General features: G+C 40.6%; 14 protein-coding genes. 11 read left to right on the top strand and 3 right to left on the bottom strand.

Annotated features, from left to right (window positions below):
• The 8 genes from ppdK (at window position 1) to BABA_RS22195 (ending at window position 11,648) form a co-directional block, all read left to right on the top strand.
• Window positions 1–2,670: a pyruvate, phosphate dikinase gene (ppdK, locus tag BABA_RS22160; RefSeq protein WP_007087489.1), complete on the top strand. Its 2,670-nt coding sequence runs from the start codon at window positions 1–3 to the stop codon at window positions 2,668–2,670.
• 219 nt (window positions 2,671–2,889) lie between these two features.
• A complete protein-coding gene (locus tag BABA_RS22165) occupies window positions 2,890–3,081 on the top strand; it encodes a YbxH family protein (protein ID WP_007087490.1) in 192 nt (63 codons plus the stop codon).
• Window positions 3,082–3,159: 78 nt separating this feature from the next.
• Window positions 3,160–5,742, top strand: a complete 2,583-nt coding sequence (locus tag BABA_RS22170) for a DEAD/DEAH box helicase (RefSeq protein ID WP_007087491.1) — start codon at window positions 3,160–3,162, stop codon at window positions 5,740–5,742.
• A gap of 158 nt (window positions 5,743–5,900) precedes the next feature.
• Window positions 5,901–7,175: a LysM peptidoglycan-binding domain-containing protein gene (locus BABA_RS22175; RefSeq protein WP_007087492.1), complete on the top strand. Its 1,275-nt coding sequence runs from the start codon at window positions 5,901–5,903 to the stop codon at window positions 7,173–7,175.
• 339 nt (window positions 7,176–7,514) lie between these two features.
• Entirely contained in the window at window positions 7,515–8,984 is a 1,470-nt protein-coding gene (gene dacB, locus BABA_RS22180; protein ID WP_040347286.1) for a D-alanyl-D-alanine carboxypeptidase/D-alanyl-D-alanine endopeptidase, read from the top strand.
• Between the two features lie 134 nt (window positions 8,985–9,118).
• Window positions 9,119–10,150, top strand: a complete 1,032-nt coding sequence (desA, locus tag BABA_RS22185; protein WP_007087494.1) for a Delta(5) desaturase DesA — start codon at window positions 9,119–9,121, stop codon at window positions 10,148–10,150.
• A gap of 73 nt (window positions 10,151–10,223) precedes the next feature.
• Window positions 10,224–10,736: a response regulator gene (locus BABA_RS22190; protein WP_007087495.1), complete on the top strand. Its 513-nt coding sequence runs from the start codon at window positions 10,224–10,226 to the stop codon at window positions 10,734–10,736.
• 189 nt (window positions 10,737–10,925) lie between these two features.
• Window positions 10,926–11,648, top strand: a complete 723-nt coding sequence (locus BABA_RS22195; RefSeq protein ID WP_007087496.1) for a CBS domain-containing protein — start codon at window positions 10,926–10,928, stop codon at window positions 11,646–11,648.
• A 36-nt stretch (window positions 11,649–11,684) separates the two neighbouring features.
• On the opposite strand, the gene BABA_RS22200 is transcribed toward BABA_RS22195, so the two are convergent.
• Both BABA_RS22200 and BABA_RS22205 read right to left on the bottom strand, forming a co-directional pair.
• Entirely contained in the window at window positions 11,685–12,407 is a 723-nt protein-coding gene (locus BABA_RS22200) for a hypothetical protein (protein ID WP_007087497.1), read from the bottom strand.
• A 118-nt stretch (window positions 12,408–12,525) separates the two neighbouring features.
• On the bottom strand, window positions 12,526–12,951 hold the full coding sequence (locus BABA_RS22205) for an acyl-CoA thioesterase (RefSeq protein ID WP_007087498.1): 426 nt from the start codon (window positions 12,949–12,951) through the stop codon (window positions 12,526–12,528).
• A gap of 166 nt (window positions 12,952–13,117) precedes the next feature.
• Between BABA_RS22205 and BABA_RS22210 the strand changes: the two genes are divergently transcribed.
• Window positions 13,118–13,840, top strand: a complete 723-nt coding sequence (locus BABA_RS22210) for a DsbA family oxidoreductase (protein ID WP_007087499.1) — start codon at window positions 13,118–13,120, stop codon at window positions 13,838–13,840.
• 61 nt (window positions 13,841–13,901) lie between these two features.
• Here BABA_RS22210 and BABA_RS28540 read toward each other — a convergent pair whose 3' ends face one another.
• The gene (locus BABA_RS28540; protein ID WP_420806024.1) at window positions 13,902–14,240 is read right to left on the bottom strand and encodes a CotG/ExsB N-terminal domain-containing protein; all 339 of its coding nucleotides are present in this window, start codon (window positions 14,238–14,240) and stop codon (window positions 13,902–13,904) included.
• A gap of 206 nt (window positions 14,241–14,446) precedes the next feature.
• Between BABA_RS28540 and BABA_RS22215 the strand changes: the two genes are divergently transcribed.
• A complete protein-coding gene (locus BABA_RS22215; protein WP_007087500.1) occupies window positions 14,447–15,538 on the top strand; it encodes a CotH kinase family protein in 1,092 nt (363 codons plus the stop codon).
• 136 nt (window positions 15,539–15,674) lie between these two features.
• Window positions 15,675–16,120 (top strand): hypothetical protein (locus BABA_RS26180; RefSeq protein ID WP_007087501.1); only part of this gene is annotated, 446 nt, incomplete at its 3' end.

Here is a 16,120-nt window from a genome sequence, read left to right on the forward strand (position 1 = left end):
ATGGATCAATTTGTTTACTTATTTAATGAGGGAAATGGCAATATGAGAGACTTACTTGGGGGAAAAGGGGCTAATCTAGCAGAAATGACGCGAATTGGCTTGCCGGTTCCTTATGGTTTTACCATCACTACACAGGCATGTAATGCTTACTATGAAGCTAGTAAAACGATTCCTACGTTAGTAGAAAAACAAACATTTGAAGCTCTTGCACGATTGGAAGAAAAAATGGGCAAAAAACTGGGTGACCCGCAAGATCCATTGCTCGTTTCCGTTCGTTCCGGCTCTGTTTTTTCCATGCCTGGGATGATGGATACAATTTTAAATCTAGGAATGAATGATGAAACCGTTGTAGGGCTGGCACAATTAACGAACAATGCTCGTTTTTCTTATGATTCTTACCGCCGCTTCATTCAAATGTTTAGTAATGTGGTGCTCGAAATCGATACTTACTTTTTTGAACAATTTTTAGAAGAAACACGTGAGCAAAAAGGGTACTCCTCTGACCCTGAAATGACGGCTGAAGATTGGCAGGAGGTTATTACTGGGTATAAAGGAATTGTGAAAAAGCATACACGAAAAGAGTTCCCGCAAGATCCAAAGGAACAGCTTTTCCTTGCGATTAATGCTGTTTTTAATTCATGGAACAATCAGCGTGCGATTGTGTACCGCCGCTTAAATAAAATTCCTGATCATTTAGGAACTGCCGTTAATATTCAAAGTATGGTGTTCGGTAACATGGGGAATGATTCCGGCACTGGTGTTGCCTTCACAAGAAATCCTTCGACTGGCGAGCATGTTCTTTACGGTGAATATTTAATCAATGCTCAAGGGGAAGACGTGGTAGCGGGAATTCGGACACCGCAGCCCATTGCGACGTTAAAGGACGAAATGCCTGAGGTATATCAGCAATTTTCCGATACATGCAAACGTCTTGAGCAGCATTATCAGGAAATGCAGGACATTGAGTTCACCGTTGAACGTGGGCAGTTATTCATCCTGCAAACGCGAAATGGGAAGCGGACAGCTGCTGCTGCAATCCGTATCGCCGTTGAAATGGTCGAAGAAGGAATTATTGATAAAAAGACAGCCTTACTACGTGTGGACCCAGACCAATTAAATCAATTGCTGCACCGCCGCATTGATGACAAATTTGAAAAGCGAGTGTTGGCAAAGGGCTTACCGGCTTCTCCTGGGGCTGCAACAGGCAAAGTAGTGTTTGATGCTGATGAAGCTGAAGTTTTAGGAAATGATGGCCAAAAAGTAATCCTTGTTCGACCTGAAACAACACCGGACGATATCCATGGGATTGTTGCTGCTCAAGCGATTTTGACAAGCCGGGGCGGGATGACGAGTCACGCAGCAGTTGTCGCACGTGGTATGGGGAAAGCGTGTATCTGCGGATGTGAAGCACTGAAGATTGATTTGCGGGCAAAACAATTTACTGTTGGCGAAACCCTTATAAACTACGGGGATATTATTACAATTGATGGTTCCACAGGTGAAATTATGCTTGGTGAAATTCCGATGATTGATCCGGAACTTTCTGATGAGTTCCAGCTGCTGCTTGCATGGGCAGACCAAGAGCGGAAATTAGGTGTGCGCGCCAATGCGGATAACCCGGAAGATGCGCAAAAGGCGTTTGAATTCGGTGCAGGCGGAATTGGCTTATGCCGGACAGAGCATATGTTTATGGATCTAAAGCGGATTCCAACGGTGCAAAAAATGATTCTTGCTGAAAATTATTCGGAAAGAATGGAAGCGTTGAACGAATTATTACCAATGCAGCAAGGTGATTTTGAAGGGATTTTTGAAGCGATGCAAGGATTCCCTGTCACGATTCGTTTACTAGATCCGCCATTGCATGAATTTTTACCAGATAAAGAGGAACTATTAGTAGAAGTTACAAAGCTGCAAATTATGGATCCGGGCTCCGCTGAATTGAAGCAAAAAGAGCTATTGCTCAAAAAGGTGCGCCAATTGGATGAGTATAACCCAATGCTCGGCCACCGCGGCTGCCGTCTGGGAATGATTTATCCGGAAATTTATGAAATGCAAGCAAAAGCCATTTTCTATGCGGCCGCTACACTGGCTGATAAAGGGATCCAGGTTCAGCCGGAAATCATGATTCCGTTAGTCGGCCATGTGAATGAGTTAAAGCAAATGCGCCAGTTGGTAATTGATGCAGCGGTTCTTGTTCAGGAAGAAACCGGTAAGCATTTTGATTACACAATCGGAACGATGATTGAAATTCCACGTGCTGCCTTAACAGCTGACCAAATCGCCGAGGAAGCGGATTTCTTCTCATTTGGAACAAATGATTTAACGCAGACCACATTCGGTTACAGCCGTGACGATGCGGAAGGTAAATTCCTGCAAGCCTATATTGAAAATAAAGTGCTGCCGGAAAATCCATTTGCTGTACTTGATCAGAATGGGGTAGGTAAGCTTGTTGAAATGGGTGTTACGCTCGGCCGCGCGACAAAGCCAACATTAAAAACTGGTATTTGTGGTGAACACGGCGGTGAAAAGAGCTCGATTGATTTCTGCTACAGAACAGGGCTCGATTATGTCAGCTGCTCACCATACCGTGTACCGCTCGCTCGTTTGGCTGCTGCGCAAGCAACGATTCGCCATGAGTTGAATAAAGAAGAGGTATACACAACAGCATAATATATTTTTGATAGACGGTGCCAAGGTGGTTGGTGCTGTCTATTTTTTTGTGGATTTTTAGATTCGCAAATAAAACGGTCGGATTCGCAAATAAACTAGGCATATTCGCAAATAGACTGGTTTTTTTCGCAAATAAAAACCGTCTGAGCTGCAAGTAGCATGGGATTAGCCCCCAACAAACTGCTCATACTATAAAAAACTACGAAAAGGGGATTCAATATGGGGGCAATTGAGCGAAGTGGATACCGATTTGTGCCGGAATTTAGTGTAATTATGCAAAATGGGGCCGTCCATGTCTACAACAAAGACCAATTTATCGAAGAAATTCAATTTCAGTTTTCAGGAAAGTTTCCTGAGATGGATCAAATCGAAGACTTGGTTGACGAATATTGTAACCAACATAATATTTAAAGCCGAATATTAGTTCGGTTTTTTGTTATGTGATAAAATGAAAATAAGAAACCAATTTTTAGAAAAGGAGGGAAACGTATGAGTAAATTAGCAACCATTTACCCTCAAGCGATTGAACATACTAAGATGAAAGTGGTTGAAGATATTGACCGCTATTTAGAATCGAATGAATTACTGCCATCCTTTGAGCAATACATGAAGGATCGCGGCCATTATGTAGAACAAATATGGGTGAATGTCTGGTTGAATAAGTCAACAAATGATGTTCCGAAAAATGAAAAGAAGCAATTTTTAAGTGAAAAAGGATTTGAGGTGCATGGAATTGACCGCAAACTGTTAAACAAACTATTCCGAGATGAAATGAGGTTCTATCAGCCTTTCAATGCGGTGGAGTGGATGATGGAAACATTCAATGGAGAGGAAGAATTGTGGGCAGACCGCTACCAGGAGGCAAAAGCAAACTTTTTAAAGCGAGCGGAACAAAAACAGCTTGAAGAGCAAAAGCAATCGATTCGAGGTGAAATTGAGGATTTCGCCGTTGGTATTTTAGAAGAACAATATGAACGTTTTTATCTATATATCCGTTATTTTGTTGCAAAGCAGTTAGCAGCCGATTTGAAAAATAATGTGAAGTTTCAACCCGTTGATCTTGTGGCACTTGAAAAAAAATTAGTCAATCAAGGGTCATTTGACTCTTCTGAATATACAACAGTAGCGACATTTTTCGGGGAACTTACCGGTGATATTCACAAGACACTTAACTGGGGACGAAGCTCCTATGAATATCAGACCTATTTCTTTGTTTATGAAAGTTTAATTTCAGATTATATATCGGAGCTAATCCCAGAGAAAATCCTAGAACAGCTTTCAGCCGATCTTAAGGACGGTTTTTATGATATCTTTCATGAGAAATTATCGGCTTCCTTTGTAAAAGGCAGTATTGCACAGCTATTATATGATCTTGAGGGCTATTTTATTGAAGATATTCAGGAGGAATATGTATCTGATTTATTAAAGTTAGCCGAAATTCCTTTCGATCCAAAGGTGCATAGGGCTATTTTAGAAAAAGACCTTGGTGAACGAGAAAAGAAACAGCAGGAAGAACAGGCAAAACTTCGGCGGAAAAGGGAAGCCGAAGAACAGATGATGAAGGACATCTTTGGAGCAGAATACGACCCTTCATTAAAACGGCATGTCCGTTATGTCCTGCACATTGGCGAGACGAATACCGGGAAAACGCATCATGCACTTGAACAAATGAAGGAAGCCGAAAGTGGCTTATATTTAGCACCACTACGACTGTTAGCTCTTGAGGTTTTTGACAAATTGAATGCGGAAGGGACACCTTGCTCTTTAAAAACCGGCGAGGAGGAAAAAATGGTCGCAGGCGCACAACATATCTCTTGTACCGTGGAGATGTTCCATGAAAAAGAGGTTTATGAAGTTGTTGTGATTGATGAAGCGCAAATGATTACTGATAAGGACCGCGGATTTTCGTGGTATAAGGCGATCACAAAAGCGAATGCAAGGGAAGTACATATCATTGGCAGCAGAAATTCAAAAACGATGCTGCTCGAGTTGCTGGGAAATGCGGATATTGAAATACATGAGTATAGCCGCGATACACCGCTTGAGGTGGAAAAGAAGGAATTTCATATTAAGCACGTTAAAAAAGGGGATGCCCTGATATGTTTTTCAAGAAGGCGCGTTCTTGAAACGGCTTCACGTCTGCAAAATGATGGTCATTCTGTCAGCATGATTTATGGCAGCATGCCGCCGGAAACACGGAAAAAACAGATTGAGCAGTTTAATAAAGGTAGGACAAAGGTGATTGTGTCAACGGATGCGATTGGGATGGGGCTAAACCTGCCTATACGCCGGATTGTATTCTTGGAAAATGATAAATTCGATGGAACCAGAAGGCGGCTGCTTACGTCGCAGGAAGTAAAGCAAATTGCCGGTCGTGCAGGTCGAAAAGGGATTTATGATGTCGGTAAAGTCGCTTTTACCAGTGATATCAGAAAAATGCAGAATCTCTTGCTGCAGGAGGATGAGCCTGTACATACGTTTGCGATTGCCCCAACCAATTCTGTGTTTGAACGCTTTCAACGGTATTATCATGATTTGGGGACATTTTTTGAACTATGGGGGAAATTTGAAAGTCCGAAGGGTACGAAGAAGGCCACGCTTTCGGAGGAGAAGTCGCTCTATCAACTAATTGCCGGAACAGAAATCGAAGCACGGCTTTCTCTTATGGATTTGTATGGCTTTTTACACCTACCTTTTTCAAAAAATGAATCGGCATTGACGAGACAGTGGGAAGATACGATGTATGCCATTATTCAGGGCAGGGAGCTGCCAGAGCCAATTGTAAAAGACCGCAGCCTGGAGGAGCTAGAATTAAGTTACAAGGCCATTGGACTCCATCTTTTATTTTTATATCGCTTGGGCGAGCGCACGGAAGCCATTTATTGGGAACGACTGCGAGCAGAAATTAGTGATTTAGTGCAGGAGCGGTTAAAGACAGATATTAAAAAATTCGTGAAAAAATGTAAGAACTGCGGCAAAAAATTGGCGTGGGATCATTCATTTCCAACCTGTGATGCCTGCCATGCAGCGAAATATAGAAGATATCGGTCTGATGATGACTTCCAGTTTTAAATATGATGGGTAAAGGCTTGTAAAGATCCGATGACCTGCAATTATAGTATGGTTAAAAAACGAACTTGTCGCTGTCGACAGGTTCGTTTTTTCCTAATGACTAATGTATATTAAGCCCTTTCGCCCATAAGATGAATAGAAAGGAGTGTGAGGGGTTTATGGCAGTACATATTGTGAAAACGGGCGAAAATCTGTGGATGATTTCCACTATGTATGGAGTATCAATTCAAACGATTGTGGAGCTGAATGGATTGCCATCGGCAAGTACAATTGTCCCTGGCCTTGCACTTTATCTTCCGGACAATCTGCCGCCACTCCGTTCCTATCAAATAAAAGCAGGCGATCAAATTTGGCAGTTAGCCCAAGTTTTTAATACAGACATATCAATGATTTTAGCGGCAAACCCTGGTGTGAATCCAAACAGGCTCTTGGTCGGACAAATCATCAATATCCCCTCACCATTAAAATTAGAAATGGCCACACTTGGGTTTTTAGTACCTTCTTCAGTTAAAGCTAATCTGGCAACCCTCAATGATCTGGCGGGACAATTAACGTATCTGGCAATTGTTTCCTATTCTTTTACAAACGAAGGATTCGCTTTTAATGTGACAAATGATGCTGCGATTGTGACGCGTTGTAAAGAATTGAACATTACCCCGTTACTGATGATTCGCAACTATACCGGCGGTAATTTTAGCGCAGAATTGGCTGGAAGGATCCTGGGAAATCCAATTTATCGGGGGAATTTAGTAGCTAGTATTGTGAATCTTACCATCCAAAGGGGTTTTGGCGGTGTCAGCATTGACCTTGAATTTATTCCGCCACCAAGGCGTCAGGATTTTATTACTTTTTTAAGTGATTTAAAGATGGCTTTAGGCGAGTTGATCTTACATGTGAATGTGCATGCGAAAACAGCAGATATTCCCACTAATCGAATTATTGGTGCCTATAATTATGCGGCGATTGGCAAGGTTGCCGACTTGGTTGCGGTAATGACGATTGATTATGGGTACCCCGGCGGTCCGCCTGATCCGATTGCCCCGATTACTTGGCTGGAGCAGGTGATTCAATATTCTATTACTCAAATTAATCCTCGTAAACTACAAATCGCCATGCCGCTTTATGGATATGACAAGGTTGTCCATACCAATAAAACACATGCAATGTCAGTGCTTGCTGCTCAAAATTTAGCGATTTCCACCGGTTCCCAGATTAAATTTGACAACGCTGCTAAATCTCCGTGGTATCTCTATTGGCATGGAGTAGAGGAGCATGTTGTTTGGTTTGAAGATATTCGCAGCAATATAGAAAAGTATCGTTTAATAGATGAATACCAATTAGTCGGCACGACCTTTTGGCAAATTAGTCTGCCGGCACCCCAGAATTGGGCGTACCTCGGAAAAAATGTTGCTGTAGTGAAGAATATTATCTAAAAATTAGATTGTTTTCGTAAAGGATGTTGTTAGTAACCTTTTTCAAACTCCAAAAAGTGATTTACGAGGTGTAAAATTACACCAAGTTGAGCGTTATTCTGATATATCGGCGATTTTTGTAAGTTTATCGGCGAATCTGCAATTATATCGGCGAATTGAACCACTTTATCAGCGAATTTTCAATTATATCGGCGAATCTAAAAACGCACCATACTTTTAGAAAAGATCTAATTTAGGTTGGTACGGGGATTTAGTTCTTGTCCATTTTAGGAGAGTTTAAATACAACCTTGATCTTTTGGACAAACTTTTATGAAAAAAGGAAGGCCTGATTGAAATTAATGAAAAAAATTAAATTTTACATCCTTATATTAATTACAGTTATTGATGCAGCAGTCCCATCAATACACGTAAACGCAATGAACAGCCCTAAAAATATGGTTCAGCAGCTTACTCAGCTAATCGTAAATGAACCTGATCTAAAAGGCGCAATTGCCGGAATAAGCATTCGAAATGCAGCAAACGGAGAAATTATTTATGACCATCAAGGGGATGTCCGTTTACGGCCTGCGTCAAATATGAAGCTAATGACAGCGGCGGCTGCTTTAAATGTCCTCGGTGAGAAATATCGTTTTAAGACTGAGGTGCTATCTGATGCACCGGTGAAAAAGCAGACACTAAAAGGTAATCTTTATCTAAAAGGATATGGCGACCCGACACTATTAAAATCAGATTTTGACAATATGGCTTTAGAAATCAGGAAGCATGGCATTAAACGGATAAAGGGGAATGTGATCGGAGACGATTCGCATTACGATAACCAGCGTTATTCGCTCGACCTACCATGGAGCGACGAAACTACCTATTACGGTGCCCAGATTTCCGCACTGACAGCCGCACCGACGAATGATTATGATTCAGGTTCTGTTCAGGTGGAGATTAAACCAGGGTCAGAAACTGGGGACAGGGTGCATGTAATCGTAACCCCGAAAACCAATTATGTAAAAATCATCAATCAAGCAATAACCGTTGAAGCAGATGGCAAAAAGGAAATCAAAGTCGAACGGGAACACGCAAAGAATATAATCACCATTGATGGAACCATTCCAGTAAATACAAAGCCAGTAAATGAATGGATTGGTGTCTGGGATCCCACTAGATATGCAACAACTCTTTTTAAACAATCATTAGCCAAACATGGGATAAAAGTATCTGGAAAAATAAAAACAGGCACGGTTTCTAACACTGCAAATGTTTTGGCGAGCCATCAATCGATGCCATTATCGGAATTGCTAATTCCGTTTATGAAGCTGAGTAATAACGGGCATGCAGAGGTTTTGGTAAAGGAAATGGGGAAGGTGGTTTTGGGGGAGGGCAGCTGGGAAAAGGGGCTGGAAGTACTGGAAACAGAGGTTTCCAAATTCGGGGTTAATACGAAAACGATGGTGATTCGGGATGGATCCGGAGTATCACATGTTGACCTGATTCCAGCTAATCAATTATCACAGCTGCTTTTTGCCGTGCAGGAGGAAAAATGGTTTCCAAGCTATCTTCATTCATTACCTGTCGCAGGTGCCCCTGAAAAGATGACAGGCGGAACACTTAGATACCGATTGAAAGATCCAGCCGTTCAGGGAAAGATAGAGGCTAAGACTGGCACCATCTCAACAGTTAGCTCAATATCTGGTTATATAAAAACGAAAAGCGGACAATCATTGATTTTTTCTATCCTGTTAAATAATTTAGTAATTGATGAAAAAGCGAAAAAGATTGAAGATCGGCTGATTCAGTTGATTGCATACACCCTTTAAGTAAATTTTTTTCAAAAAAAAACCTTGGACATGACATTTATCATGCCCTGCACATGACACCTGCTACTAACAAGTCCAAATCCCTTCGTTTATACTTGATTTAACGCCACATTCCAAGAAGGGAATTCAACCATATGACTACACAAAATACGAAGAACTTAAAAAAGCAAATGACTCCTTTTGAAAAATCAACGACAAAGCAAAGTGTATGGCAAATCATCAACACGGTGGTGCCATTTATGATTTTTTGGTTTCTTGCCTATCAAAGCCTTGCCGTCTCCTATTGGTTAGCATTGGTTCCATCAGTCCTTGCTGCCGGGTATTTAGTACGGGTTTTCATTATCTTTCATGATTGTACCCACCATTCATTCTTTAAAAGCCGCCGTGCCAATCGAGCAGTTGGAACCGTTATGGGTGTTTTAACCCTCTTCCCATTTGATCAATGGGGGCATGAGCATTCGGTTCATCATGCGACAAGTGGTAACTTGGATAAAAGAGGTACTGGAGATATTTGGACGCTTACTGTCGATGAATATGTAGCTGCACCACTTGGACTCCGTTTAGCCTATCGTTTTTATCGTAATCCTTTGGTGATGTTTGGATTAGGGCCGATTTACGTGTTTGCTCTTAAAAATAGATTTAACCGCAAAGGTGCAAGAACGAAAGAACGTAACAACACTTATTTAACGAATGTTATCATTGTTGCTTTGATTGCCTTATTCTGTTGGGCATTAGGATGGCAGTCGTTTCTGTTAGTACAGGGCACAATCTTCATGATGTCAGGAGCAGCAGGGATTTGGCTGTTTTATGTACAGCATACATTTGAAGATTCTTATTTTGAAGAAGATAAAGAGTGGGAATATGTGAAAGCCGCGGTAGAGGGAAGTTCTTTTTATAAGCTTCCAAAAATTATGCAATTTCTAACCGGAAATATTGGTTTTCACCATGTACACCATTTAAGTCCTAGAGTGCCTAACTATAAACTCGAGGAGGCACACAAAAATACGCCTCCGTTACAAAATGTCCCAACCATCACAATTGCGACAAGCTTACGTTCACTTCGTTTCCGCTTATGGGATGAGAAAAACAAGAATTTTGTGAGCTTTAAAGATATCAAATCAACTGTTAAAAAAAGGGTTTCTATTCATGCGAAACCTGAAGTATAAAGCAATAACTAACTCCCCTCTTTAAAGGGGAGTCTCTGTTTACTAGCGGTCACTAAATAAGGGGAGAACAAATATGATACGAATTGTCATTGCGGAAGATCAGGAATTGCTGTTAGCGGCAATGGGTTCCCTCCTCAATTTGGAAGATGATATGGAAGTGGTAGGTATGGCGGGCAATGGAGAAGAGGCTCTTACTCTTATCCATCAACTGCAGCCCGATGTATGCCTAATGGATATTGAGATGCCCAAAATGACTGGGCTTGAGGCAGCTGAAGCAATAAATTCTTCTCTCTGCAAAATAATCATTTTAACAACCTTTGCAAGGCCGGGTTATTTCAGGCGTGCTTTAGAGGCAGATGTTCGGGCTTATTTATTGAAAGACAGTCCGAGCGAGGAGTTAGCCTTCTCCATTCGCAGTATTATCGAAGGAAAGCGGATTTACTCACCCGAACTAATGGATGCGGAATCAAGTGCTACTGAATTGGATGATGGAAATGCAGCCTCTAATCAACAGGATAAAACCATTGGCACCGTTAGAAGTTATTTATCAACTATATTAGATAAAATAAAGTTGCCGACCGGATAGGGATTGGTGATTTTTAAAAAAGCGGGCTGTATCCAATTGGATACAGTTCTTCTTTTTGATAAAATAATAGGATAATGACCAAGCAAAATAAGAATTAATGATTTCTTGAAAATTTCCAGTATTGATTTTACGATAAAAATAGTGATTATATTAGATTAAGATTGTGATTTAAATATGGGAGAGCATAATATGAATAAAAAACAAGTGCAGCTATTATCGGAACGTTTTGAAGTTGCTTTCAATCAGGTTCATGACGCTTTACGAGATATCGTTCAAATTAATGATGAAAGATTCGTAGTGTTGGTAAAAGTAGGCGCAAAAAAATATCAAATTATCGAAACCTTTAAGAAAGATTTAGAGCAATACGCACGGCTTCGTAATGCCATCGTGCATGAAAAAATGGAAGTTGGCTTTTATATTGCCGAGCCAAATGCCAAGGTCGTCAATCATATCGAAAAAATTGCCAACGTATTAAGCCGTCCCAATTACGCCCTTTCCATCGCTTCTAAAAATGTGGTTTATTTTGATGTTCAGGATAGCATCTTAAAAGTAACAGAAGCAATTAAAAAATTTGGTTATTCCAAATTCCCTATCTATAAAAATAAAAAATGCATCGGCCTATTGACCGCAGGATCCATAGTGAAATGGATGGCAGAACACATGGAAAACGGTCAGGTAAATCTTTCAGATATACGTGTTTCGGATATTATGGAGTACGAAAAAGACCGTCCGATTGAGATTTTCGATAAAAGCATTAATATATTTGAGGTTGAAACTATTTTTGAAAAAGCCCATAAAAAGAAACGGAAAATCGAGGGTGTTATCATTACCGAAAATGGGGAAATAGATGAGGCACCACTGGGCATTATCACCGCTTGGGATTTGATTGAAATTGATTACACTGTGGACTAATAAAAGAGAGCAACCAATTGGCTGCTCCCATGTATGTTACGGCATGTCATCAAAATCAAACTCGCTTAATTGATCCATGTGGCTAGCAATCATCGCGATAATCGTGGTTGCTTCTTCCCGGCTAAAAATGAAATGGGATTCGTCTTTAATCAACTCGTCATCGGTTGTCCAGATCCGGTTAACCCGTTTGAGGACACCGTCACCAGTTGCTTGGACGACCCCGAACTGATAGGTGACCTCCACTTCATCTTCATGCTTGAAGGCAGTTACCTCAGGGGTTGACCAATCAACATCTATTTCTTCAAAAATATCATCGCTGTTGACCTGTTCTGCTTCAAAGTATTCTTCCTCATTATCAATGGTTTCACAATCTGCATCATCAAATTCTTCATCCGACTGCAAATAGACCCCGTCTTCTGTGTAATGGTCATCGCCGTTGATGTAGTCATGAAGACTTGCATGGACTTCCTCGATAATCTCCTCAATGTCTGAAAGGATGATTTTCGCCGTATGCCCGCTGTCTACATCGAAGCTATCAATGTAAAACTCTTCGTTTTGCGGGTCAAAGAACAGCGAACAGAAATAATCACGGTCAAGTTCTTCGGTGTCGACATCCGCGGTATCCACGAAAAACTCAATCCTTGGATGTTTGGCGGCTCTTTCAATTGTCATTTGGCCAACCTGATCATATTCTTCACAAATTGATTCCAGGTGATCCTGCAATTCTGCACATACTCTGTCAAACCATTCTAACGACATCAAACATCCCATCCCTTCCAGTTTTATCGATGTTATTATTTCCAAGCTCGAGAAATATATGTTTCAGATTCCGCCTTTTTTTGTGATCACTTGGAAAAAACTATTATAGAAGAAAAGGTTAGCTGAAAATTCCGTTTTCCAACTGATCAATTTTTGCCCGAACGAATTCCGGTACAGGTCTTGCTGTCTTTGTCTCAGGATCATAACTGACATAAATGATTTCTGCTAAAAGGACAGGTTTCTCGGCCCCGTCACGGGTAATCATGCAATTCATGGTCATACTCGTGTTGCCAACTTTTCCCATTCTGCACCAAATCGTTAGCCAATCATTCAGATAGGCAGAGTTTTTATACTCTAAAGTCGATTTTGCCAAGACAAAATCAAAATCAGTTTCACCTAACTCAAGCCCTAAACCCTCTTGAAAATACTCTGTGACAGCCACATCGATATAAGTCAAATAATGGGCATTAAAAACTATTTTTTGGCCATCAATTTCGGAATAACGAACCTTTAATCGATGTGAAAAATGAAAATTGTTTGTCATATAATCACCTCAAATATATTTTCTTGCTATTCTATTAATTCAACTATTATAAAAGAAATCCTTTCCTTTACACATCTTACCGATTTTATCACGTGAGCACATTGTATTGGTTTTTAATCGAGGTATGGTACTATATTCGTAACCTAAGAAAAATGAGGTGTAATGGATGAAAATTGAAGTGTGGTCAGACTATGTATGTCCGTTTTGTTATATTGGTAAGCGCCGCTTAGAAGAGGCGTTACATCAATTTCCCCATAAAGATCAGGTAGAGGTGGAATTCAAAAGCTTTGAGCTTGATCCGAATTCACCGGAATACAGTGGTCAAAATATCCATGAGGTATTAGCAAAAAAATATGGCATGAGTATTGACCAGGCTAAACAGGCCAATCACGGTGTCGGCCAGCAGGCTGCAACCGTTGGATTAACGTTTAATTTTGATAATATGAAGCCGACTAATACGTTTGATGCCCATCGTTTAGCAAAATTTGCAAAAACGCAAGGGAAAGAAGCTTTACTCTCTGAAAAACTCCTTCAGGGCTATTTTACCGAAGCAAAGCATATTGGAGATATCGAAACATTGGCTGATCTTGCCGAGGCATCAGGGTTAAATCGCCAAGAAGCATTAACGGTTCTCAATGATAAAACCGCCTATGCCAATGAAGTTCGGGCAGATGAAGGTATAGCCCAGCAGTATCAGATTACCGGTGTACCGTATTTTATTATCAATTCTAAATACGCCATCTCAGGTGCGCAGCCGATTGAAACATTCAAAGGTGCCTTAGAAAAGGTTTGGGAGGAAGAATCACCTGTGCCTGTGCTGCAGGATCTCTCAACAGAAGATGATGTCAGTTGTGCGGATGGCAGCTGTGTGATTCCTGAGAAAAAATAAGCTAATCAAAGAAAAATGGGAAAGGAGCAATGGTTGCCTTCCCCATTTTTTGCCAGACTGTTTATCTTCGACTTCGAACATAATATTCCCACATATTGCCGTCTTCCCAACAACTTTTTGTTTGTTCATTGCCACGTGATGTGTTCCTCCAACCTGAACAACATCTACTGGTAGGTCTTCTTGAAGTTCGCCTTCTTGACGTATTTCTTCGAGATGTGTTTCGATTTCTGGAAGTATCTCGGCTCGAAGTCCTTCTCCGTGATGTCATTTGACGCCGTGTAGTCCTTCTGCGTGTTGTCCTGCGATTTTGCCCCGGGTCTCTGAACATAAAGTCTCCGAACCCACCGCGTCTTACCTCATCTGCGGCATTTTGAATCTCCTCAGGTGAAAATTCACTCATAATTGCACCTCCTTTAATTCTAGAAAAGAGAGTACGAAAGGCGATTTACATATTTTTTGTCCCTAAAACTCACTCTTCTTTTACCAATTTACGTCTGTACGGTTGTCCTTGTTTGGGACAAACGCCTATGATATGAAAAAATGCGACCTAGTCGTGACCTTCCTTCGTTTTTCTTCATAGAAATAAGGGAAGGGGGAGGAAAGGACATGGATGAGGATACAGGCATCCCGCAATATAAACTTTTTATTAAACCAATCGACCTTAAGGAACTCCGAAGAGATATTTGGATTGATGAACCGATTCCCGCTCAATTAACGATAGAAGGAAAAAGGCTCGAAGTTGATTTAAGTTACCGTGGATCTCATATTCGTGATTTTGCCAAAAAGTCTTATCAAATTGCTTTTTATAATCCAAAAAGGTTTAGGGGATCTAACCGATTCCATCTTAACGCTGAATTCAAGGATCCATCGCTCATCCGAAACAAGTTATCCTTTGATTTTTTTTCAGAGATTGGCGTGTTATCCCCTCAATCGAGGCATATTTTTTTAATGCAAAATGGAAGGGTTGAAGGGGTTTATTTGGAAATTGAATCTGTGGACGAGAACTTTTTAAAACGAAGAAATCTGGCAGATGGAAGTATTTTTTATGCTGTAGACGGTGATGCAAACTTTTCACTAATGAGTGATTTAGATAAAATCACGAAAACCTCCTTGGAATTAGGCTATGAAAGAAAACATGGAACCGCAGAAGATGACTATTATTTACAGGAATTTATCTTTAACATCAATACTCTTTCACAGAATGATTTTGAAAAAGAAATACTGAGATTTGTTGACGTTGATAAATATCTACGCTGGATTGCCGGGATTATTTTTACATCAAACTATGATGGATTCGTTCATAACTATGCTCTTTATCGGAATGGAGAAACCGGGTTATTCGAAGTCATACCATGGGATTACGATGCAACATGGGGGAGAGATGTGAATGGGAAGGTAATGGAAGCGAATTATGTCCCGATAGATGGATTTAATACATTAACTGCAAGGCTTTTGGATACTCCGCAATATCGAGGGCGCTATCGAAACCTGCTTGACGAAATAATGAACCATCAATTTACTATTGAATTTATGATGCCAAGGGTTGAAAAACTACTTCAGATTATTCGTCCTTATGTGCTTCAGGATCCTTTTAAGAAACAAACTATCGATGCCTTTGATCAGGAGCGAGAAGTGATTGCCAACTATATCGAAGAAAGGAGAATATACTTACAAAGTAAATTAACAAAATTGGAGTAGAAAAAAGATGCCAGATTGGCATCTTTTAGATTCTATTCAAAGAAATGGTTATTTCCTAACAGGTCTCCAGATGTTTTTATCCAAAACATAGCCTTCCACTTCAAAATCATCATTTGGTGTTGCGCTCCATCCGAAGTTGTCTTGTCTTGTACGGTTCCAACGTGAACGATTACAGCATCTGGAGCCATTTCGTCTAGACGTATTTCTTCTTGAGGTATTTCTTCTTGAGGTATTTCGTCTAGAAGTATTTCGTCTAGAAGTATTTCTTCTCGAGGTATTTCTTCTCGAGGTATTTCTTCTTGAAGTATTTCGTCTTGAAGTATTTCCTCTTGAGGTATTTCGTCTTGAGGTATTTCTTCTTGAAGTATTTCTTCTTGAAGTTACCATTATAGAAGTTTGGCGATTTCTAGAAGTATTGCGTCTAGAAGTCACCATGACGGAAGTAGGACGATTTCTAGAAGTATTGCGTCTGGAAGTTACCATGACGGAAGTAGGCCGATTTCTGGAAGTGTTGCGTCTAGAAGTCACCATGACAGAAGTAGGCCGATTTCTGGAAGTGTTGCGTCTAGAAGTCACCATGAC

The organism is Neobacillus bataviensis LMG 21833 (genome assembly GCF_000307875.1).
GTDB classification, from domain to species: domain Bacteria; phylum Bacillota; class Bacilli; order Bacillales; family Cytobacillaceae; genus Neobacillus; species Neobacillus bataviensis.

Bases quoted from the DNA above. Each gene is read 5' to 3' on its own strand.
- ppdK (WP_007087489.1), top strand. From the start codon at position 1: ATGGATCAATTTGTTTACTTATTTAATGAGGGAAATGGCAATATGAGA.
- BABA_RS22165 (WP_007087490.1), top strand. From the start codon at position 2,890: ATGGGGGCAATTGAGCGAAGTGGATACCGATTTGTGCCGGAATTTAGT.
- BABA_RS22170 (WP_007087491.1), top strand. From the start codon at position 3,160: ATGAGTAAATTAGCAACCATTTACCCTCAAGCGATTGAACATACTAAG.
- BABA_RS22175 (WP_007087492.1), top strand. From the start codon at position 5,901: ATGGCAGTACATATTGTGAAAACGGGCGAAAATCTGTGGATGATTTCC.
- dacB (WP_040347286.1), top strand. From the start codon at position 7,515: ATGAAAAAAATTAAATTTTACATCCTTATATTAATTACAGTTATTGAT.
- desA (WP_007087494.1), top strand. From the start codon at position 9,119: ATGACTACACAAAATACGAAGAACTTAAAAAAGCAAATGACTCCTTTT.
- BABA_RS22190 (WP_007087495.1), top strand. From the start codon at position 10,224: ATGATACGAATTGTCATTGCGGAAGATCAGGAATTGCTGTTAGCGGCA.
- BABA_RS22195 (WP_007087496.1), top strand. From the start codon at position 10,926: ATGAATAAAAAACAAGTGCAGCTATTATCGGAACGTTTTGAAGTTGCT.
- BABA_RS22200 (WP_007087497.1), bottom strand. From the start codon at position 12,407: ATGTCGTTAGAATGGTTTGACAGAGTATGTGCAGAATTGCAGGATCAC.
- BABA_RS22205 (WP_007087498.1), bottom strand. From the start codon at position 12,951: ATGACAAACAATTTTCATTTTTCACATCGATTAAAGGTTCGTTATTCC.
- BABA_RS22210 (WP_007087499.1), top strand. From the start codon at position 13,118: ATGAAAATTGAAGTGTGGTCAGACTATGTATGTCCGTTTTGTTATATT.
- BABA_RS28540 (WP_420806024.1), bottom strand. From the start codon at position 14,240: ATGAGTGAATTTTCACCTGAGGAGATTCAAAATGCCGCAGATGAGGTA.
- BABA_RS22215 (WP_007087500.1), top strand. From the start codon at position 14,447: ATGGATGAGGATACAGGCATCCCGCAATATAAACTTTTTATTAAACCA.